Source organism: Achromobacter sp. JCM 18799 (genome assembly GCF_055395645.1).
This window is the reverse complement of sequence record NZ_AP043866.1, coordinates 4,712,390-4,732,597: the sequence shown is the minus strand read 5'-3', so window position 1 is coordinate 4,732,597 and position 20,208 is coordinate 4,712,390. Positions and strand designations below refer to the sequence as shown.

The 20,208-nt window shown below is 67.4% G+C and carries 20 protein-coding genes and 1 riboswitch; of the genes, 11 read left to right on the top strand and 9 right to left on the bottom strand.

Annotated elements, in window-relative coordinates; all coding sequences use genetic code 11:
• Positions 1–54: 54 nt before the first annotated feature.
• Both ACZ5YA_RS22280 and ACZ5YA_RS22275 read left to right on the top strand, forming a co-directional pair.
• Positions 55–1,119, top strand: a complete 1,065-nt coding sequence (locus ACZ5YA_RS22280; RefSeq protein WP_059376429.1) for an extracellular solute-binding protein — start codon at positions 55–57, stop codon at positions 1,117–1,119.
• 79 nt (positions 1,120–1,198) lie between these two features.
• Positions 1,199–2,032: an AraC family transcriptional regulator gene (locus ACZ5YA_RS22275; RefSeq protein WP_118932748.1), complete on the top strand. Its 834-nt coding sequence runs from the start codon at positions 1,199–1,201 to the stop codon at positions 2,030–2,032.
• Between the two features lie 33 nt (positions 2,033–2,065).
• Here ACZ5YA_RS22275 and ACZ5YA_RS22270 read toward each other — a convergent pair whose 3' ends face one another.
• From ACZ5YA_RS22270 to ACZ5YA_RS22250, 5 genes are all read right to left on the bottom strand, one after another.
• Positions 2,066–3,346: an amidohydrolase family protein gene (locus tag ACZ5YA_RS22270; RefSeq protein WP_464091249.1), complete on the bottom strand. Its 1,281-nt coding sequence runs from the start codon at positions 3,344–3,346 to the stop codon at positions 2,066–2,068.
• A gap of 163 nt (positions 3,347–3,509) precedes the next feature.
• Positions 3,510–4,460: an ABC transporter permease gene (locus tag ACZ5YA_RS22265; RefSeq protein ID WP_054455740.1), complete on the bottom strand. Its 951-nt coding sequence runs from the start codon at positions 4,458–4,460 to the stop codon at positions 3,510–3,512.
• Positions 4,461–4,470: 10 nt separating this feature from the next.
• Positions 4,471–5,544, bottom strand: a complete 1,074-nt coding sequence (locus tag ACZ5YA_RS22260) for an ABC transporter permease (protein WP_059376442.1) — start codon at positions 5,542–5,544, stop codon at positions 4,471–4,473.
• 49 nt (positions 5,545–5,593) lie between these two features.
• On the bottom strand, positions 5,594–7,123 hold the full coding sequence (locus ACZ5YA_RS22255) for an ABC transporter ATP-binding protein (RefSeq protein WP_118932750.1): 1,530 nt from the start codon (positions 7,121–7,123) through the stop codon (positions 5,594–5,596).
• Positions 7,120–8,151, bottom strand: a complete 1,032-nt coding sequence (locus ACZ5YA_RS22250) for a BMP family protein (protein ID WP_464091248.1) — start codon at positions 8,149–8,151, stop codon at positions 7,120–7,122. The genes ACZ5YA_RS22255 and ACZ5YA_RS22250 overlap by 4 nt, the downstream gene beginning before the upstream one ends.
• Positions 8,152–8,625: 474 nt before the next feature.
• On the opposite strand from ACZ5YA_RS22250, the gene ACZ5YA_RS22245 reads away from it, so the two are divergent.
• The 6 genes from ACZ5YA_RS22245 (at position 8,626) to ACZ5YA_RS22220 (ending at position 13,100) form a co-directional block, all read left to right on the top strand.
• Complete coding sequence (locus ACZ5YA_RS22245; RefSeq protein WP_059376452.1) at positions 8,626–9,555, top strand: DedA family protein/thiosulfate sulfurtransferase GlpE; 930 nt, start codon at positions 8,626–8,628, stop codon at positions 9,553–9,555.
• A gap of 51 nt (positions 9,556–9,606) precedes the next feature.
• Positions 9,607–10,533, top strand: coding sequence for a 2-dehydropantoate 2-reductase (gene panE, locus ACZ5YA_RS22240; RefSeq protein WP_059376456.1), 927 nt, complete (start codon positions 9,607–9,609; stop codon positions 10,531–10,533).
• A gap of 265 nt (positions 10,534–10,798) precedes the next feature.
• A complete protein-coding gene (locus ACZ5YA_RS22235) occupies positions 10,799–11,410 on the top strand; it encodes an NAD(P)-dependent oxidoreductase (RefSeq protein ID WP_059376457.1) in 612 nt (203 codons plus the stop codon).
• Between the two features lie 136 nt (positions 11,411–11,546).
• A complete protein-coding gene (locus ACZ5YA_RS22230; protein WP_118932751.1) occupies positions 11,547–12,005 on the top strand; it encodes a nuclear transport factor 2 family protein in 459 nt (152 codons plus the stop codon).
• Between the two features lie 10 nt (positions 12,006–12,015).
• Entirely contained in the window at positions 12,016–12,585 is a 570-nt protein-coding gene (locus ACZ5YA_RS22225; protein WP_054455727.1) for a flavin reductase family protein, read from the top strand.
• 5 nt (positions 12,586–12,590) lie between these two features.
• Positions 12,591–13,100 carry a nucleoside 2-deoxyribosyltransferase gene (locus ACZ5YA_RS22220; protein WP_306634767.1) on the top strand — a complete coding sequence of 170 codons (510 nt, stop codon included), beginning with the start codon at positions 12,591–12,593 and terminating at the stop codon, positions 13,098–13,100.
• A 21-nt stretch (positions 13,101–13,121) separates the two neighbouring features.
• On the opposite strand, the gene ACZ5YA_RS22215 is transcribed toward ACZ5YA_RS22220, so the two are convergent.
• The gene (locus ACZ5YA_RS22215) at positions 13,122–13,781 is read right to left on the bottom strand and encodes a TetR/AcrR family transcriptional regulator (RefSeq protein WP_059376463.1); all 660 of its coding nucleotides are present in this window, start codon (positions 13,779–13,781) and stop codon (positions 13,122–13,124) included.
• Between the two features lie 149 nt (positions 13,782–13,930).
• Here ACZ5YA_RS22215 and ACZ5YA_RS22210 point away from each other — a divergent pair, with 149 nt between their 5' ends.
• Positions 13,931–15,130, top strand: a complete 1,200-nt coding sequence (locus tag ACZ5YA_RS22210; protein ID WP_118932753.1) for an arabinose transporter — start codon at positions 13,931–13,933, stop codon at positions 15,128–15,130.
• A gap of 40 nt (positions 15,131–15,170) precedes the next feature.
• On the opposite strand, the gene ribB is transcribed toward ACZ5YA_RS22210, so the two are convergent.
• The gene (gene ribB, locus ACZ5YA_RS22205) at positions 15,171–15,890 is read right to left on the bottom strand and encodes a 3,4-dihydroxy-2-butanone-4-phosphate synthase (protein WP_088143601.1); all 720 of its coding nucleotides are present in this window, start codon (positions 15,888–15,890) and stop codon (positions 15,171–15,173) included.
• A gap of 111 nt (positions 15,891–16,001) precedes the next feature.
• A riboswitch (FMN riboswitch) is annotated at positions 16,002–16,156 on the bottom strand.
• Positions 16,157–16,268: 112 nt separating this feature from the next.
• Positions 16,269–16,790 (bottom strand): SET domain-containing protein, encoded by a 522-nt coding sequence (locus tag ACZ5YA_RS22200; RefSeq protein WP_118932755.1) that lies wholly within the window; start codon positions 16,788–16,790, stop codon positions 16,269–16,271.
• A gap of 104 nt (positions 16,791–16,894) precedes the next feature.
• On the opposite strand from ACZ5YA_RS22200, the gene ACZ5YA_RS22195 reads away from it, so the two are divergent.
• Positions 16,895–17,815, top strand: a complete 921-nt coding sequence (locus ACZ5YA_RS22195) for a bestrophin family protein (RefSeq protein ID WP_059376476.1) — start codon at positions 16,895–16,897, stop codon at positions 17,813–17,815.
• A 7-nt stretch (positions 17,816–17,822) separates the two neighbouring features.
• Here ACZ5YA_RS22195 and ACZ5YA_RS22190 read toward each other — a convergent pair whose 3' ends face one another.
• A complete protein-coding gene (locus ACZ5YA_RS22190) occupies positions 17,823–18,293 on the bottom strand; it encodes an Lrp/AsnC family transcriptional regulator (RefSeq protein ID WP_013390823.1) in 471 nt (156 codons plus the stop codon).
• 93 nt (positions 18,294–18,386) lie between these two features.
• On the opposite strand from ACZ5YA_RS22190, the gene ilvB reads away from it, so the two are divergent.
• Positions 18,387–20,207, top strand: a complete 1,821-nt coding sequence (ilvB, locus tag ACZ5YA_RS22185; protein WP_118932756.1) for a biosynthetic-type acetolactate synthase large subunit — start codon at positions 18,387–18,389, stop codon at positions 20,205–20,207.
• The last annotated feature ends 1 nt before the right edge of the window (position 20,208 follow it).

Sequence of the window (20,208 nt, the reverse complement as noted above, 5' to 3'; positions counted from 1 at the left end):
TTTTTCGTTGGCACGCCGATTCGGGAGGTCGCATGAGCCCATGCAGGAACCAATATGACGCGTAACAAACAAAACGGGCGCCGCCGCGTGGGGGCGGTGCTCGGCGCGGCCCTGGCGGCGCTGTTGTCGGCCGGAGCCGCAGCGCAGCAGACCACACTGTACGTAGGCATGAACGGCGGCGACATGGCACGCGCGTTCTCGCAGTATGTGTTTCCGGATTTCGAACGCGCCCACGACGTCAGGATCGTGGTGGTGCCGGGCATGTCGACCGAGGTGCTGGCGCGCGCCCAGGCCGACAAGGGCAAGCCGCGGCTGCACCTCATGTTCCTGGACGACGGCATCATGGCGCGCGCGATCTCCATGGGCTTGTGCACGCAGCTCAACGACGATCCGGTGCTGAAGGAGCTGTATCCCACCGCGCTGAAGAAGGACCGCATGGCCGCGGGCATCGACATCGGCATGACGGGCCTGGGCTACAACACCAAGGTGTTCGCCGAGCGGGGCTGGGCGCCGCCGACGTCGTGGATGGACCTCGCCGATCCGAAGTACCGGGGCCAGGTCGTGGTGCAGTCGGCTTCCAGCAGCACCTTCGGCCTGCACGCATTCCTGATGATCAACCGCATCCTGGGCGGAGACGACCGGAACTACGGACCGGGCTTCGCGCACTGGCCGGCCGTGGTCGGCCCGAATGTGCGTGCATACCTGCCGGATTCCGCGCGCCTGGCCGATATGGTGCAGGCCGACGAGGCGGTGCTGTTTCCCTGGACGCCCACGGCCATCTCCCGCCTGAAGATGCGGGGCGTGCACGTGGAATACGCGCAGCCCAAGGAGGGTTCGATGATCCTGATGGTGGGTGAGTGCGTGGTCGCCGGCAATAGCGAGCCGGAGCTGTCGCAGAAGCTGGCGCTGTACCTGTTGTCCGAGCAGGCGCAGACGAAGGCGCTGGAGATGGGCGGACACTTCCCGTCCAACCGCAACGTGCTGGCGCCAGCGGGCCACGCGGATGCGTTGCAGCGCTTCCAGGGCTATATGTCGAACGCCAAGATACCGAACTGGGATCAGATCAACGAGACCCGGCCCGCGTTCAACGCGCGCTGGAACCGGGAGATCGGGCGCTGACGGCCCCCTGCCCGCGGCCGGCCAAAAAGCGCAAAATCTGCAAAGGCCGGCCCGCTACATTGCTCTCCAAGGAGACCGCATGAAGCCCGCAACCCTGAACCTCTATGGCCAGCGCCTGGAACCCGTCCTGCGCTGGCTGGCAAGCCACCCCGACGCCGACCCGGACCTGTACCGGCTGGCCGAGCTGGCCTGCCTGTCGCCGTACCACTTCCATCGCGTCTACCGCGCCATGATGGGAGAGACGGTGAACGCCACCGTGCAGCGCATCCGCATGCACCGCGCGGCGGTGGCGCTGGGGAATTCCGAGGCTTCCTTGCGCGAGGTGGCGCAGCGCGCCGGCTATGAGTCGGACGCGGCGTTCAACCGGGCATTCGGCGCGACCTTCGGCATATCGCCGGGGCGTTACCGGGCTGTCCGCTCCCGTCCTTTCGACCCACAGGAGCTAGGCATGTATCCCATCAAGATCGAAACCTTTCCGGGCGCGACGCTGGCGGTCCTGCCGCATCGCGGCAGCTATCAGGAAATCGGCCCGCTGTTCACGCGCGCCTTCATGCTGGCCGTCAGCCGCGGCATCGCACAGCCGGATTCCATCGGCTACGGCGTGTACCTCGACGACCCGGAGCAGGTACCGGCCAGCCAGCTGCGTTCCATGGCCGGCATGTCGGTGGCGCCGGATGCGGACCTGGGGGGCGAGCTGGAGCGCTTCGAGATTCCGGAAGGCCGTTGCGCCATCCTGACGTACACCGGGCCCTACAACGAGATGGACAAGGCCTACAACTGGATGTTCTCGCAATGGCTGCCGGCCAGCGGCGAGGTGCCGGCGGACTTTCCCATGTTCGAGCAGTATCTGAACGATCCGCGCACCACGCCGCCGGCGCAATTGCAGACGCGCATCTGCATGCCGCTGAAGTAAGGCGCGGCGGCGTGTGCGCCGCGCCAGACGTGCTCAGCGCGCCGGCGTCTGGAAGCTGACCTGGGCCGGACGGCCCGGCAGGTTCAGGGTGGCGGTGGCGGGCGGCGTGGTCGCCACCACCTGGCCCGCGCGCAGCACCATCAGGCGGGTGGCGCGCAGGCGCAGCGCTTCGACCGCGTCGCGCGCCTGCAGCAGCACCAGGTCGGCGCGCTTGCCGACAGCCAGGCCGGTCTCATCCAGGCCCAGGATCTTGGCCGGCGTGGTGGTGACGGCTTCGAAACAGGCGCGCATGGCGTCCTGGCCCGTCATCTGGGCCACGTGCAGGCCCATGTGCGCCACTTCCAGCATGTCGCCCGAACCCAGGCTGTACCAGGGGTCCATCACGCAGTCATGGCCGAAAGCCACCGGCACGCCGGCGGCCAGTAGCTCGGGCACGCGCGTCATGCCGCGGCGCTTCGGATAGGTGTCGTGGCGGCCTTGCAGCGTGATGTTGATCAGCGGGTTGGCGATGGCGGACACGCCCGCTTCGCGCATCAGCGGAATCAGCTTGGAGACGTAGTAGTTATCCATGGAGTGCATGGACGTCAGGTGCGAACCCGTCACGCGGCCTTGCAGGCCCAGGCGCTGCGTGTGGTACGCCAGCGTCTCGATGTGGCGCGACAGCGGGTCGTCGCTTTCGTCGCAGTGCATGTCCACGCGCAGGCCGCGTTCGGCGGCCAGTTCGCACAGGATGCGCACCGATTCCGCGCCGTCCTGCATGGTGCGTTCGAAGTGCGGAATGCCGCCCACCACGTCCACGCCCATGTCCAGCGCGCGCTTGAGGTTGTCCAGGGCGCCGGGGGCGCGCAGCACGCCGTCCTGCGGGAAGGCCACCAGCTGCAGGTCCAGGTAGGGTTTGACCTTCTCGCGCACATGCAGCAGCGCTTCCGTGGCCAGGAGGCGCGGATCGCACACGTCCACATGCGAGCGAATCGCCAGCAGGCCGCGCGCCACGGCCCAGTCGCAATAGGCCAGCGCGCGTTCGACCAGCGCTTCCTGCGTCAGCAGCGGCTTGAGCTCGCCCCACAGCGCGATGCCTTCCAGCAGCGTGCCGGATTGGTTCACGCGCGGCAGTCCGAAGGACAGCGTGGAGTCCATATGGAAGTGCGCGTCGACGAAAGGCGGCGCCACCAGCTGGCCGGCCGCGTCCACGATCTGCGCGGCCTCGGTCTTCAGCGCCGGCTCCAAGGCCGCGATGCGGCCGCCGGCGATGCCGATGTCGATGTTCTGGCGGCCATCGGGCAGCGTGCAGTGTCTAAGAATCAGATCGAGCATGGAATTCCTTGCGGAAGGTTTCTGTTGTTCATGGTACTGCGGCCCCCGTTCTTCGCGTTGAGCTGGCGCATCCCATCCGGGGCGCACGGAGCCGGCTTTGCCGGTCCGTAGCGTCGCCCCCTTGAGGGGGAAGCGCGCAGCGCTTCGGGGGTGGGCCCCTCCGCTACCTCTCTCCTTTGCGGTAGGGCTTCATCAACGCCTGCGGGTAGGCGGCGCGACGCGCCATCACCACCAGGGCGAGGATGGACAGGACGTAGGGCAGCATCAGATAGACCTGGTACGGCAACTCCGGCAGGCCGGGCAGCGCTGCGCCGCCTTGCTGCATGCGCAATTGCAGCGCGTCGAAGAAGGCGAAGATCAGTGCGCCCAGCAGCGCCTTGCCGGGCCGCCACGACGCGAACACGACCAGCGCCACGCAGACCCAGCCGCGGCCGTTGACCATGTTGAAGAAGAAGGCATTGAACGCCGCCAGCGTCAGGAAGCTTCCTGCCACGCCCATCAGCGCGGAGCCGGCCACGATGGCGCCCATGCGCAGGCGCGTGACCGACAGGCCTTGCCCTTCGGCCGCGGCCGGGTTCTCGCCCACCATGCGGATCGCCAGGCCGACCGGCGTGCGGTTCAGCACCCAGGCCAGTATCGGCACCGCGGCCAGGGCCAGCAGGGTCATGGGCGTCTGCCCGGCCAGCACCGGGCCGATGAGCGGAATGCCGTCCAGGAACTTCATTTCTGCAAAAGGCGTGATCGTGGGCGGCGTGTTCACGCTGGGGAACGTGACGCGATAGGCGAAGTAACTCAGGCTGGTGGCCAGCAGCGTCACGCCCAGGCCGGACACGTGCTGCGACAGGCCCAGCGGCACGGTCAGCACCGCGTGCAGCAGGCCGAATACCGCGCCCGCAAAAGCGGCCGCCAGCACGCCCACATACAGCGGCGCGCCCAGATACACCACCAGCCAGCCGGTGAAGGCGCCGGCGGCCATGATGCCTTCGATGCCCAGGTTCAACACGCCCGCGCGCTCGCACAGCAGCACGCCCAGCGTGCCGAGTATCAGCGGCGTCGCCAGGCGCAGCACCGCCACCCAGAACGCCGACGAGCTCATCAGATCCATCCATTCCATGGCGCGCTCCTCAGGCCCGGTTGCGGCGCAGGCGGTACTGCGCAAATAGCGTCGCGACCAGCATGGCGAGCAACGAAGTGGCGACGATGACGTCGGCGATGTAGTTCGGCACCGCGATGGCGCGGCTCATGCTGTCCGCGCCCACCAGCATGCCAGCCACGAACAGGCTGGCCAGGATCACGCCCAGCGGATGCAGGCCGGCCAGCATAGCCACCACCACGCCGGTGTAGCCATAGCCCGGCGACATGTCGAGCGTGACGTAGCCGGTGCGGCCCGCCACTTCGATCGCGCCCGCCAGGCCGGCCAGCGCGCCCGACAGCATGGCGGTGCCCAGCATCACACGGTTCACCGGCAAGCCCAGGAAGCGCGAGGCGTGCGCGTTGGCGCCGACCGCGCGCATCTGGAAGCCGAATACGGTGTAGCGGTTCAGCAGCCACAGCCCCAGCGCCAGGCCGGCAGCCCACAAGAGGCCGGTATGGGCGCGGGTGCGCTCGATCAGCTTGCCGAGCTCCAGGTCGCCGTTGAGCGCCACGGACTGCGGCCAGCCCATGGCCATGGGGTCCTTCATGGGGCCGTCCAGCATCATCGACACGAACAGCAGCACGATGAAGTTGCCCAGCAGCGTGGTCACCACTTCATCCACGCCCAGCCGGGTCTTGAGGATGGCGGGGATCAACAGCAGCAAGGCGCCAGCCAGCGCCGCCGCCAGCATCATGCCGGCAAACAGCGCAGGCACGGGCAGGTCGAAGCCGGTGCCGTCATGCAGGCCGCCGACTGCCACCGCGGCCAGAGCGCCCAGGTATAGCTGGCCCTCGGCGCCGATGTTGTAGAAGCGCGCGCGGAATGCCACCGCACAGGCCAGGCCGGTCAGCATCAACGGGGTCGCGCGGGTCAGGGTTTCGGATAGCGCGAAGCGCGAGCCGAATGCGCCTTCGAACAGCAAGGCATAGGTGCGGCCCACGGGGGCGCCGGCCCAGGCCACCAGCAGGGTGCAGACCGCCAGCGTGAAGGCGATGGCCGCGAAGGGCGCCACGGCCAGCGCCAGGCGGCTGGGCTCCGGGCGGCGTTCCAGGATCAGTTTCATGCGAGTAATGCTCGGTAGGTAGTGGAGACGCGCGGGACGTGGCGGGCTTTCACCCCTGCGTGCCCGTCATGGCCAGGCCCACCGTGGCGGGCGTCCATTCGGACACCGGCTTCACGGCGATCAGCTTGCCGCCGCACAGCACGGCGATGCGGTCGGCCAGGGCGAAGATCTCTTCCAGGTCTTCGGACACCAGCAGCACGCCCGCGCCGCGCGTGCGCGCCGCCAGCAGCTGCTCACGCACATAGGCGACCGCGCCGATGTCCAGGCCCCAGGTGGGCTGGTCGGCCACGATGAAGCGCGGTTCGCGGGCCAGCGTGCGGCCCAAGATCAGCTTCTGCATATTGCCACCGGACAGGCTGCGGGTGCGCACGTCGAGCGATGCGGCGCGCACGTCGAACTGCTTGGCCAGGGCCTGGGCATAGGCTTTGCCCGCTCGTGCCCGGACCAGGCCCCAGCGCGCGAAGCGCGGGTCCTTCAGGTCTTCGACGATGGCGTTTTCCCACAAGGGACTGTCGCCGATCACGCCTTCGCCGTGGCGGTCTTCCGGGATGCGGCCGACGTGGGCCGCGGTCCAGCCGGCCGGCGTGGTGGGCGCCGCCGCATGCTCGGGACCCAGGCGGATGGTGCCGTCGCTGGGCTGGCGCAAACCGGTCAGCACCGACACCAGCGCCTGCTGGCCGTTGCCGGCCACGCCCGCGATCGCCACGATCTCGTGCTTGTGGACAACCAGGTCCAGGCTGTCCAGGCGCGTCGCGCCGTCACGGCCGTCGCGCACCGTCACTTGCGACAAGGTCACCACGGGCGCGGCCTGCTCGGCCGCAGCCACGGCTTCGGCGTGCGGCATGACGACCTTGCGGCCCACCATCAGCTCGGCCAATTCGGCCGGACTGGTGCTGGCGGTTTCGCGCTCGGCCACCAGCTTGCCCTGGCGCAGCACCGCCACGCGGCCCGATACCGCCATGACTTCGTCGAGCTTGTGCGAAATGAAGATCACCGCGAGGCCTTCGTCGACGAAGCCGCGCAAGGTGGCAAAGAGGTCCTGCACTTCCTGCGGCGTGAGCACGGCGGTGGGCTCGTCCAGGATCAGGACGCGCGCGCCGCGATACAGCGCCTTCAGGATCTCGACCCGCTGCTTCTCGCCGACCGACAGCGTGCCGACGCGCGCGTCCGGATCCACGCCCAGGCCGAAGCGCTGGCCGAGTTCGACCAGGCGCTGGCGGGCCTTGCCGCGGCCGGACGCCAGCTTCCACAGCGATTCCGTGCCGACCATGATGTTGTCCAGCACGGTCAGGTTGTCGGCCAGCGTGAAGTGCTGATGCACCATGCCGACCCCGGCCGCCAATGCGGCGTCGGGCCGGCCGGCGGGCAAGGCCTGGCCGAAGACTTCGATGTTGCCGGCGTCGGCCACGTAATGGCCGAACAGGATCGACACCAAGGTCGATTTGCCGGCGCCGTTCTCGCCCAGCAAGGCCAACACTTCGCCCTGGCGCAGCGTGAGCGATATGTCGTCGTTGGCCGTGAGGCTGCCAAAGCGTTTGGTGATCCCCGACAGTTGCAGGGCGAGAGGCGCGTGGTTCATCGTGCCGAGGACTTGGGTTCTTTGTCGTTGACCTTGACGCTGAAGCTGCCGTCCAGGATGGCCTTCTGCTTGGCCTGGACCTTGGCCATCAGGTCGGCGGGAATCTTGCTTTCGAAGGTGCCCAGCGGCGCCAGCGACGAGCCCTTGTGCTTCATCAGCGAATACTGGCCGTAGTCATCGGCCTTGAACGTGCCGGCGCGCACCTGCTTGAGCGCTTCGTCGATGGTGGGTTCCATGCTCCACAGCGCCGAGGCGACCACGGTCTCCGGATACTGCTGCTGCGTGTCGATCACGTTGCCGATAGCCAGCTTGCCGCGCTCCTTGGCGGCGTCCGATACGCCGAAGCGCTCGGCATAGAGCACGTCCGCGCCCTTGTCGATCATGGCGAAGGCGGCTTCCTTGGCCTTCGGGGGATCGAACCAGGAGCCGATGAAGGTCACGGTGAATTCGGTCTGCGGGTTCACTTCCTTGGCGCCTTCGATGAAGGCGTGCATCAGGCGGTTCACTTCGGGAATGGGGTAGCCGCCCACCAGGCCGATCTTGCCCGTCTTGCTCATGCCGCCGGCGATCATGCCGGTCAGGTAGGCGGGTTCCTGGATGTGGTTGTCGAACACCGAGAAGTTGGGTTGCTGCGGCTTGCCCGAAGAACCCATCAGGAAAGCGGTCTGCGGATAGTCCTTGGCCACCTTGCGGGCGGCGGCTTCCACCGCGAAGGCCTCGCCCACCACCAGCTTGTTGCCTTGTTCCGCGTACTGACGCATCACGCGCTCGTAATCGGCGTTGGTGACGTTTTCCGAGAACGTGTATTCGATCTCGCCGCGATCGCGGGCCGCGACCAGCGCCTTGTGGATGCGCGACACCCATTGCTGTTCGACCGGCACCGTGTAGATGGCGGCGACCTTGGTCTTGGCGGGCGCCTGGGCCTGGGCGGCGCCCGAGAACAGCAGCGCGCCGGCGGCGGCGGCGGCCAGCTTGAGCAGGCCGCGGCGGGCGATGCCGGCGACGGACGGGGTGGAAAAGGCTTTCATGCGGGTGACTCCTGCGAAGGGAGGGAAAGGGATGGGGATTGGTGGCGATGCGCGCTGGGCACCGATCCGCGCGCTGCTGGAGCGCGCGCGGCCGCGGCCCGATTCCATATGGCGGCCGCCGGCAGACGTGCCGGGACTAGCGTACGGAAACGAGGGCGTGGGATCGGTCATCGGATGGGGAGCGCCAGGCGACGCGCCCCATCCGAATGGTCGGGTTCGCTGCCAGCCCTGGCGAAGCAAGTTGTATGCCATGGGGCATTCCCGCGACAAGTCGGGGAAACCTGATGGCCGGGCAGGATTATAGGCACCCTGGCGGGGATTGGTGGCACCAGGACGGTGCGCGGCGTTTCAAGGGGTGGACAGAGCGGCCGTATGGAACGGGCCGTTGCGGCCGCCGATGCGCCGATCTCCGGTCTGCGCGCCTAAAATCCCAGGCATGAGCCGCGCGCGTGGCGTGGCAAGCTGGAAGACCCCATGCAAGATATACAACTGCTGCTGGAACAGTACGGCGGGTGGCTGGTGTTTGCCAACGTGCTGGTCGAGCAGGCCGGCTTGCCGGTACCCGCCTATCCCATGCTGATCGCCGCCGGCGCGCTGGCCGGCGCGGGCGGGTGGCTCGTGCCCTGGATGGCGGCTACGGTCGCCTGCCTGCTGGCCGACAGCCTTTGGTATGCCGCTGGCCAGCGCTACGGCTCGCGTCTTTTGGGCGTGATCTGCAAGATGTCGCTGTCGCAGGATTCCTGCATCCGGCAGACGCAGCGCCTGTACCTGCGCATAGGCGTGCGTGCGTTGCTGGTGTGCAAGTTCCTGCCGGGCGCGGGGGCGCTGTCCACCGTTATGGCGGGATTGACGGGCACGCCCTACCGCCGTTTCCTGGGCTACGACATCGTGGGCTCGCTGATCTGGTCGGGTTCGGCCCTGCTGTTGGGCGGCCTGTTCCACAACGTGATCAACGACGTGCTGGAGATCCTGGGCACCTACGGCGCCATGGGGCTGGGCGTGCTGGCGGCGGTGCTGGCGTTGTACATCCTGGCGCGTTTCCTGCGGCGCCGGATCCTGCTGCGCAGCCTGCGCGTGATTCCGCGGCTGTCGGTGGATGAGCTGATGCAGTGGCGCCAGGACGGCCGCAACGCGCTGGTGTTCGACGTGCGCCCCGAAGCGCTGCGCGAAGAGCAGCGCATCCCCGGCGCCATCGCCGTGGACCTGAAAGCGCCCTTGCCTCGGCTGGACGCCCAGGCGCTGGAGTCCGACATCGTGGTGTACTGCGCTTGCCCCAACGAGGTGTCGGCGGCATTGCTTGCGTCGCGGCTGCGCGCTGCCGGTTATCCCAAGACCTGGGCGCTGCGCGGCGGATATCAAGCCTGGCAGGAGCACGAGCACCCGCTCCCCCCGCAAGGCGCATAATGCCGCCATGAGCCCGCGCAGACGGCGGGCAGCCTACAAGGAGAGACAGGCATGCGGATGTTGTTCTTGGGCGCCGGCGGCACCGGCGGATACTTCGGCGGACGGGCGGCTCAGGCGGGCGCGGACGTGACCTTCCTGGTGCGCGAGCCGCGCGCCGCGCGGATCCGCGAACAGGGCCTGCGCATCAAGAGCCCGTTGGGCGACGCCACGCTGCAGCCGCAGCTGGTCACGCAACAGACGCTGCAAGGCAGCTACGACGTGGTGGTGCTGAGCTGCAAGGCCTATGACCTGGCCAGCGCCATCGAGGCCATCCGCCCCGCGGTCGGACCCGATACCGCCGTGCTGCCCATCATGAACGGCGTGCTGCAGTACGACGTGCTGGACCGCGAGTTCGAGCCGCACCGGGTGCTGGGCGGACTGTGCCAGATCAACGCTACCCTGGGTCCCGAGGGCGAAGTGGTGCATCTGGGCAAGTACGCCAACATCGTCTTCGGCGAGCGCGCCGGCCCCGCCCGCAGCGAACGCTGCGTCGCGCTGGAACAGGCCCTGGCCGGCGGCGAGTACGTCAGCCGCCTGAGCACCGACATCTACCAGGACATCTGGGAGAAATACGTGTTCCTGACCACGATGGCCGCCGCCACCTGCCTGATGCGCGGCACGATCGGGCAGATTGCCTCTTCTGATGACGGCATCGACATCATGACCGGGCTGCTGCAGGAATCGCAAGCCGTTGCCGCCGCCTCGGGCCATGCGGTGCGGCCTGAGGCCGACGCCTCGGCGCGCAAGGTGATCGGGGACCGCACCCAGCCCGTGACCGCGTCGATGTTCCGCGACCTGAGCCAGGGCCTGCCGGTCGAGGCCGATCATATCGTCGGCGACATGGTGCGGCGCGCCCGCACCCTGGGCGTGGACGCGACCTACCTGCGCACGGCTTACGCGCATCTGCAGGTCTATCAGGCGCAGCGCGCCGCGGCCTGATCGCCGGGCTCTCCGGCGGCCCCCTGTTCAAGCGGGGCCGTCGGGAGCACACTGGTCTGACGGCGGCGAAAACGCCGGCAGGGCTGCCTCTTCGGTCCGTTGCGGGCGGGTTTGCCAAGTATTGGTGCATAAATTGCAAAAAACTCATCCGGTTTTGCGGGTTTTTCGATCGGATTTGTACGAATAGTATGGCTTTGCCTGAGCCAAAACGTGTTGCGCCGCAAGTCGCGGCGGCCCTGGCTCCCCCTACCCAAGGAGCAAGACCATGAAAGTTGCATTGATCGGAATCACCGGCCGCGTGGGTTCGCGCGTGGCGGACGAATTGCTCAAGCGCGGCCACCAGGTCACGGGCATCGCCCGCAACCTGTCCGACGTGAATCCGCAGCTCGGCCTGACCATCAAGCAGGGCGACGCCACCGATCCCGAAGCGCTGACCTCGTTGCTGAAGGGCCACGACGCCGTGATCAGCGCGTCGCGCTTCGTGTCGTCGGACGCCAAGCCGCTCCTGAGCGCCGTGAAGGACGCGGGCGTGCCGCGTCTGCTGGTGGTCGGCGGCGCGGGCAGCCTGCTGGTCGCCCCCGGCAAGATGCTGATCGACACCCCCGAATTCCCCGACGCCTACAAGCCCGAAGCGCGCGCCGGCGTGGTGTTCCTGGACACGTTGCGCCATGAAAAAGTGCTGAACTGGACCTTCCTGTCGCCTTCGGCGCTGTTCGAGCCGGGCGAGCGCACCGGCACGTTCCGTTTGGGCGACGACACCCTGCTGGCCGACGACGAAGGCAAGAGCTGGATTTCGATGGAAGACTATGCCATTGCGCTGGTCGATGAACTCGAGACGCCCAAGCATTCGCGCCGCCGCTACACCGTCGGCTACTGAGCCCGGTCGTCGGCGGGACCACGAAGGGCCTCGGCAAGAGGCCCTTTTTCATTGGGGGCCAAGGCCCGGGATCCATGTTTTTGTTTGTAAACTGGCGCACCGCCAGCCGGCGTTCCGATACCTGAGTTTGCCCCGTATGCGTATGAAGTTGAAATCGTTGGCCGTTTGCTTGCTGGTCGCCGCAACCTGTGTGGCTGCCGCGCCGGCAAGCGCGGCAGCGCCTCAGTCCAACAAGGACCTTGTGGTGGCGTTCTTCCGCATGATGTTCCAGGACCGCGACGTCGACGAGGCGGTGCGCCTGTACGTCAGCCCGAACTACGTCCAGCACAACCCCTATATGCAGGACGGCGTCGGTCCCCTGGTGGATTTCTTTCCCGCCTATTTCGAGCAGCATCCGCAGTCCATCGTCGAGATCAAGCGCGTGATCGCCGAGGGCGACCTGGTGCTTATCCACAACCTGTGGCGCGATTCGCCGGAAGACCGCGGCCAGGCCGTGATGGATATCTTCCGTGTGGAAGACGGCAAGATCGTGGAACACTGGGACGTTAGCCAGGAAATCCCCGAGAACCCCGCCAACAAGAACGGCATGTTCTAGGAAGCGCCGCATGTCCAGCATCGAACCCGTTGACCTGTCCCGCGCCTATCTGCTGCTGAACCACGGCCCCACGGTGCTGGTGACCAGCGCTCATGGCGATGCGCGCAACGTCATGGCGGCCGCCTGGGCCATGCCCCTGGATTTCAGTCCGCCCAAGATGCTGGTGGTGGTGGACAAGAACACCTACACGCGCGGATTGATCGAAGCATCGGGCGAGTTCGCGCTGTGCATCCCGTCGCGTGCGCAGGCGCGCGCCACGCTGCGGGTGGGCACCGATTCCGGGCGCGACGAGGACAAGTTCCAGGCTAGCGGCCTGACGACGTTCCCCGCCAGCAAGATCGGCGCGCCGCTCATCAGCGGTTGCCTGGGCTGGCTGGAATGCCGCGTCGTGCCCGAGCCGCACAATCAGCAGGCCTACGACCTCTTCATCGGCGAAGTCGTGGCCGCGTGGGCCGCGCCGGAAGTGTTTTCCGGCAACCGCTGGCATTTCCCTGACGACGAGCGCCGTTCGGTGCATTACGTGGCCGGCGGCTCCTTCTTCGCCACTGGCGAAGCCTTCAACGTTTCCGATCCGGAGTAACCAACATGCGCAGCGTATATCTGGCGGGTTTCGACGTGTTCCTGCCCGATGCGGCGGCGCACGGAAAACGCTTGAAGGCGCTCTGCGCCACCTATGGGTTCGACGGCCTGTTCCCGCTGGACAACGAGGCGCCGCAGGATCTATCGGGTCCGTCGCTGGCGCAATGGATCTACCGCGAGAACGTCGCGCTGATACGGCGCGCCGACATGGTGATGGCCAACCTGAATGCGTTCCGCGGCGCCGAACCCGATTCCGGCACGGCCTTCGAAGTCGGCTACGCCATCGCCTGCGGCAAGCCGGTATGGGGCTATACCAGCCAGGCCGGTTCGCTGATCGATCAGGTGGCGGTGGGCGCGGCGGCAGACGACGGCGCATCGCGCATGGTCGATGCGCACGGCTACACCGTGGAAGACTTTGGCCTGAACCTGAATCTGATGCTGGCGTGCAGCGCCCGCATCGTCACGGGCAGCGCGGCCGACTGCCTGGCGCAGATGGCCCGCGAACCGGGGCGCTGACGGCCCCGAACCATTGCGCGGCTAGCGGCGCGCGGTCTTCGCCGTCTTGCGCGGCGCGGGACGCGCGGCCGGCTCGCCCAGATACCCCATCACCGCGTCGACCACCGCCTGTTCCAGCTGCCGCGTCGAGAATCCCGCGGGCGGCTCCAGCGCTGCGGCATGCACCAGCGACTCCATGATGCGCAACACCACATAGGTCGCCAGATCCCGGTCCTGCTGCGCGATTTCGGCACGATGCAGTTCCAGCAGATGACGCATGCGCCTGTGGATATCCTGATCCGCGCGGCTGTGCTCGTGCGGCTGGTCGAACAGCGGAAACTCCCTTTCCAGCACGCGATGCAGCGCGGGCTCCAGCATGTGGGCGTGCAGCATCGCTTCGACAATGGCCGCGACGCGTTCGCGCAGCGTGGCCGCGGGATTGCTGTCCAGGACCGCGTCTATCACGTCCAGCATCTGGTTGTCGTGGCGGTTATGCAGCGCCGCGATCAGGGCGTTCTTGTTGGGGAAGTACTGATACAGCGAACCGACGCTGACGCCGGCCGTTTCCGCGATCAGATTGGTATTGGTGCCCGCATAGCCATGGGTCGCCAGAACGCGAGCCGTGGCTTGCAAAATTGTCTCTACGGTGTGCTGGGATCTGAGCTGGCGCGGCGATTTCCGGGGCTGTGGGATGGCAGTCATGGGTACTGTGAAAGGCGAGTATCGAATATGAGCAACGGCTCATAAAATTTCCAGCAGGCAATCCGGTTCATCGCCCGCACACGGCGATTATGCCATCGGCGGTTTTCAAACTGGTTCCGGATTGCGCATCTCTCACTTAAGGAAATTCAATGTCGCATTCATCGACGGCCGGGGCCATGCCCGCGGCCCAGGGGCCCGTGCGCTCCGTTTTCGCGCAAGTGCTGCCGCTGGCGCTGGCGGTATTCGTCGGGTTCTTCATGATCGGCCTGCCCATGCCGGTGCTGCCTCTGTATGTAGACGGCACGCTGGCGTTGGGCGCGCTGGTGGTTGGCGTGGTGGCCGGCCTGCAGTTCGCCGCCGCCTTGCTGTCGCGCGCCTACGCGGGCTCGCTCGCTGACCGCCGCGGCGCCAAGCGCGCGGTGGTGGGCGGTTTTGTGCTGGGCTCCATCGCGGGCCTGTTCTATCTGTTGGCCGACGACCTGTCGGCGCGGCCGCAGGCGGCGCTGGCCGCGCTGCTGGCCGGACGCGCGCTCATGGGCTGCGCCGAAAGTCTTATCGTCACTGGCGCGCTGAGCTGGGGCGTGGGCCGCGTGGGGCCGCAGAACGCGGGCCGCGTGATGGCCTGGGTCGGCGTGGCGATCTACGCCGCCTATGCGCTGGGCGCGCCCGCCGGCATGCGGCTCTACGGCGTCACGGGCTTTGCGGGCATTGCCTGGGCCACGGCGCTGATTCCGCTGGCGGCCCTGGCGCTGGTGCTGCCGCTGCGCGGGGTACGCGCGGCGGGGGGCGTGCGCACGCCTTTCTACAAAGTGCTGGGCCTGGTGCTGCTGCCCGGCGCAGGCCTGGCCCTGGCCAGCGTTGGATTCGGCGTGATCACCGCGTTCGTGAGCCTGCTGTTTTCGCAGCGCGGTTGGGACGGCGCGGCGTGGATGTTCACCGCGTTCGGCGCGGGCTTCATTCTGGCGCGCGTGTTCTTCGCCGGCCTGCCGGACAAGCTGGGCGGCGCGCGCGTGGCGCTGGTGTGCGTGCTGATTGAAGCGGCGGGACAGTGGCTGATCTGGACCGGCACCACGCCGGCCTGGGCCTATGCGGGTGCGCTGCTGACGGGCGCGGGCTACTCGCTGGCATTCCCCGCCTTCGGCGTGGAAGCCGTGCGCCGCGTGCCGGCGGCCAGCCGGGGCGCTGCCATGGGGGCGTACGTGGCCTTCCTGGACGTGGCCTTGGGGCTGAGCAGTCCGGCGGCCGGCTGGCTGGCCGGCGAGCAAGGCTATGGCGCGGTGTATGCGATGGGCGGCGCGTGCGCGCTGGCGGCGATGGTCGTCGCCATGGCGCTCAGGACGCGGCGCTAAAAAAATGGCGGCGCCGGTTCCGGCGCCGCCTGTGCAGCGATCAGACCGTCGCGGCCATCTCCAGCACTTCGTCGTCGATCGCTTCGGCCTGGCCGTCCTTCAGTTGTTGCAGATGGTCTGCCAGTTCGGCGATGGTCAGCGCCACCAGTCCGTGCTGCGCGGCATAGCGCTCAAGCGCGGCGCCGCGCATCATCGTGCCGTCGGCATTCATCAGTTCGCACAGTACGCCGGCCGGACGCAGGCCGGCCAGCACGGCCAGGTCCACCGAGCCTTCGGTGTGGCCGCGGCGGGTCAGCACGCCGCCCGGCTGGGCGCGCAGCGGGAACACATGGCCCGGGCTGACGATGTCTTCGCTCTGCGCCGACGGCGAGATGGCGGCGCGGATGGTGGTGACGCGATCCACGGCCGATACGCCGGTGCTGACCCCTTCGCGCGCTTCGATGGAAACGGTGAAGGCGGTGGCAAAGCGGCTCTGGTTGCGCTGGACCATGGGCGGCAGTTCCAGCCGGTCCAGGGTTTCGCCGGGCAGGCACAGGCAAACGATGCCGCTGCCATCGCGGATCAGCTGCGCCATGACCGGCACGGTCAGCTTGTCGGCGGCCACGATCAGGTCGGCCTCGTTCTCGCGGTCGAAGTCGTCCATGAGAATGACGGGTCGGCCCAGGCGCAGATGATGCAGGGCGCGCTGCAGGCGAGCGGCGAAAGGCTGAGAAGCCAGGCTGGGGATGGGGGACTGCGGGGTAAGGGTAACGTTGGACATTTGAAACGCTCTCGCAAGTTGAAAGGGGCGAAAAACGTTTCAGGGCTACTCGACAGCCGAACGCAATACGGCAGTCCGGGCGCGGGTGCGCCCGGTGCTACCGTTGTGCCGGCACATCTTCTCTCATCCGGACTATGACCGTCGGCCCTGGCATCTCACCAGATCTGCTGACCCCGGTGTCCACAAAGGACGCCGGGCGCTCGCGGGCTCGCCACATTGCATGGCATACCGCCGGTGGGGAATTGCACCCCGCCCTGAAGACGTACTGCATGTCGTGTTAACGACCTGACGGATTGTACGCCTGTCCGGAGCGGGGCCTGGAATACGCTTGCCGCGTCTGGGGTCTTCGGCGTGAGCGGGGTCGGACCCCGCCGATGCTCAGGCGACGGTTTCGGCGGCCTCGGGCGCGTCCGCTTTCTTTTTCTTCTTGGCCGGCAGCGCCAGCATGGTGCCGCGGCACGGCGGCGTGCCGCAGAGGCAGCGGTAGCCTTCCTTCAGCTTCTTGGTGATGCGGCCGTCCAGCACCAGGCCGTAGTCGTACGAGAGTTCGGTGCCGCGCGGGATGTCCTGCAGCGCGACGATGTAGACGCGCTTGCCGTGCTTGCCTTCCTGGGCCTCGCAGTTGGGCTGGCAGGAATGGTTGATCCAGCGCGCGTCGTTGCCCTGGTCGCCGCCGTCGATCACGCGGCCGGAGCTGAGCGCGAAGAAAAAGGTGTGGAAGGGATCGTCCGGATTGGTCGGATGACGGCGGTCGGCTTCCTTGGCGCTGATGCGCTCGCCGCCGTACTCGATGATGCGCGTGCCCGCGGGAATTTTGCGCGCGGCGAAGACGCCGTTGCCGTGCAGCTTGGAGCGGCGGACGACATGCCAGGGCTTGATCGGGGTGTCTTCGGTGGTCATTGCTCGGTGGAAGTGGCGGTGAGACGAAACAGAATTATATCGGCGCGTTTTTGACAGCTCGACAGGCGTATAGTGTGCGCCGCCTCGTTCCTTCGGTTAGCACCATGATTGTCCGTCCGCGTCCTTCCGCGCTGGCCTTGTTCTTTGTCTTGCGCGGGTCCATCATCCCGCGGATCCTCAGCCGCATCCTCGTCATCACGGCGCTGTCCTGCTTCGTGGTGTGGATGTACCACCAGGAATGGTTCTCGCCCGCGCATCTGTCGGCGGTGCCGTTTTCGCTGTTCGGACTGGCCCTGTCCGTGTTCATGGGCTTTCGCAACAACGTCTGCTACGACCGCTGGTGGGAAGCGCGCAAGCAATGGGGCGAGCTGATCGTGCAGGCGCGCAGCCTGGCGCGCGAAAGCGCGGTGCTGCTGGCGGCCAGCACCGCCAACCCGGTGCAGGAACGCATCGTGCGCCGTTGCATCGGCTTCGGCTACGCGCTGGCGGCGCGGCTGCGGCAGGAAGACATGGCTTCTGCCGCGCGCCCCTGGGTGCAGCAGGACGAGGCCGAGACCCTCAACGGCTGCCGCAACGTGCCCGACGCCCTGCTCATGGCCATCAACCGCGACCTGGCGGCCTGTCTGCGGCGCGGCGAGCTGAGCGACATCCTGTACCAGGCCCTGACCCAGCGCGTGGCTGCCTGCGCCGCCATCCAGGCGGCCTGCGAGCGCATCAAGTTCACGCCGTCGCCCTTCGCCTATTCGCTGCTGCTGCATCGCACGGCCTGGTTGTTCTGCCTGCTGCTGCCTTTCGGCCTGGTGGGGACGCTGGAATACATGATGCCGGCGGCCGTCACCATCGTGGCCTATACCTTCTTCGGCCTGGACGCGGTGGGCGACGAACTGGAAGATCCTTTCGGCTCCGACGAAAACGACCTGCCGCTGTCGGCGCTGGCCCGCGTGATCGAGATCGACCTCTTGGAAGGACTGGGCGTGCGGCCCCTGCCCGAGCCTGCCGTGCCGGTGGACTTCGTGCTGCGCTAACGCGCGCCTATTCCGCCAATCCGGTCAGCGGCAGTTTGGTTTCCTTCAGCCGGCGCAGCACGAAGCAGGATTTGCTGTGCCGGATGCCCGGGATGCGGTAGAGCTGTTCGCGCAGCAGCCGCTCGTAGTCGCGGGTGTCGCGCACCGCGATGCGGATGTAATAGTCGTAGTCGCCCGAGACCAGGAAGGCCTCCAGCACCTCGGGGATCTGCGCCAGCGCCCGGCCGAACTCGTACAGCGTTTCCTCGCTGTGGCTTTCCAGGGTGACGTGCACGATCACCGTGTCCATGAAGCCCAGGCTGGCCGGATCGATGTCGACGGTATAGCCGCGGATCACGCCGGCGCTTTCCATGCGTTTGATGCGGTTCCAGCACGGTGTGGACGACAGGCCCACGGCCGCGCCGATGTCGTTCAGGCTGGCGCGCGCGTTGTCCTGCAGCACCTTGAGTATGGCGAGATCAAACTTGTCCAGGTTCATTTTCTTTGATTCCTTAAAATCAAAGATAAATTTACTCCGTTCATCGGTTATCCGTGGAAAAGAAGATAAATATTCTTCCGATCTACGAATAAGATAGATAGCATGAACGATCGCCTGCACCCCACCGCCGCCGCCGCGCTTGCCGCCACTGAACGCCCCGCCGATAACGGGGCGAAAATTCTGCTCGATACGCTGATCGCGTGCGGCGTGGATACCATTTTCGGGTACCCCGGCGGCGCGGTGCTGCCGTTGTACGACGCCCTGTACGCCGAGCCGCGCCTGCGTCACGTGCTGGTGCGCCACGAGCAGGCTGCCGTGCACGCCGCCGAGGGCTACGCCCGCAGCACGGGCCGCACCGGCGTGGTCTTCGTCACGTCCGGCCCGGGCATGGCCAACACCACGTCCGGCCTGCTGGATGCCATGTGCGACTCGATCCCGGTGCTCTGCATCAGCGGCCAGGTCGCCACGGCCGCCATCGGCACGGACGCCTTCCAGGAATGCGACGCCATCGGCATCTCGCGCTCCGTGACCAAGTGGAATACGCAGGTCCGTTCGGTGGACGACGTGGCCGCGGTGACGGCCCGCGCCTTCGAGCTGACCCGCCAGGGCCGCCCCGGCCCGGTGCTGCTGGATTTCCCCAAGGACGTGCAGCTGGCCGTGCCGCGCGACGCGGACGACGATGCCGTGCCCTCGCAGCAGAAGCTGGCCGCGCTGCGCGCGCGCCGCCAGGCGGGCAAGCTGGCTCCCAAGCTGCCGCAGTCGGCCGTGCGCCGCGCCGCCGCCTTGATCGCCCAGGCCAAGCGCCCCATCTTCTACGGCGGCGGCGGGCTGGTGAACGCCGGTCCCGAGGCTTGCGAGGCCTTTACGGATCTGGTGCGCCATACCGGCGCGCCCTGCACCCTGACCTTGATGGGCCTGGGCGCATTCCCCGCGTCCGACCCGCAGTTCGTCGGCATGCTGGGCATGCACGGCACGGTCGAGGCCAACCTCGCCATGCATAACGCGGACCTGGTGGTCTGCATCGGCGCCCGCTTCGACGACCGCATTACCGGCAAGCTGTCGGAGTTCTGCCCGCATGCGCGCAAGATCCACATCGACATCGATCCGGCTTCCATCAACAAGGTGGTGCGCGTGGACGTGGCGCTGGTGGGCGATTGCCTGCCGCTGGTGCGCGCCCTGCGCGCCGAACTCGGCGACGATCCCATGGACGCAGCGCGGCTGGCGCCCTGGTACAAGCGCATCGACGCCTGGCGCGCCCAGGACTGCCTGGGCTATACCCCGGCCGCCGACGCGATCCTGCCGCAGCACCTGATGTCGCGCCTGAATGCGGCGCTGGCGGACCGCGACGCCATTGTCTCCACCGACGTGGGCCAGCACCAGATGTGGGCCGCGCAGTATCTGCGCTTCGACAGGCCCAACCGCTGGCTGACCTCGGGCGGCGCCGGCACCATGGGCTACGGCGTGCCTGCCGCCATCGGCGCGCAGGTCGCCCATCCGGACAAGACCGTGGTCTGTGTCAGCGGCGACGCGTCGGTGCTGATGAACATCCAGGAACTGTCCACCGCCATGCAGCACCAGACGCCCGTCAAGGTCGTGCTGTGCAATAACGGCTACATGGGCATGGTGCGGCAGTGGCAGGAGCTGATCCACGGCGGGCGCTACAGCCACAGCTACAACGCCTCGCTGCCCGACTTTGTGGCGCTGGCGCGCGCCTTCGGCTGGGGCGCGGCCCGCGTGGACGATCCGGCAAAGCTGGATGCCGCGCTGGCCGAGTGCCTGGCGCACGACGGCCCCTACTTCCTGGACGTGGCCGTGACGGCGCAGGAGAACTGCTTCCCGATGATGCCTGCGGGGCACGGGCATCAGAAGATGATGCTGGCCGAAGGCGTCTGGTATCAGGACGAGACGACCTGAC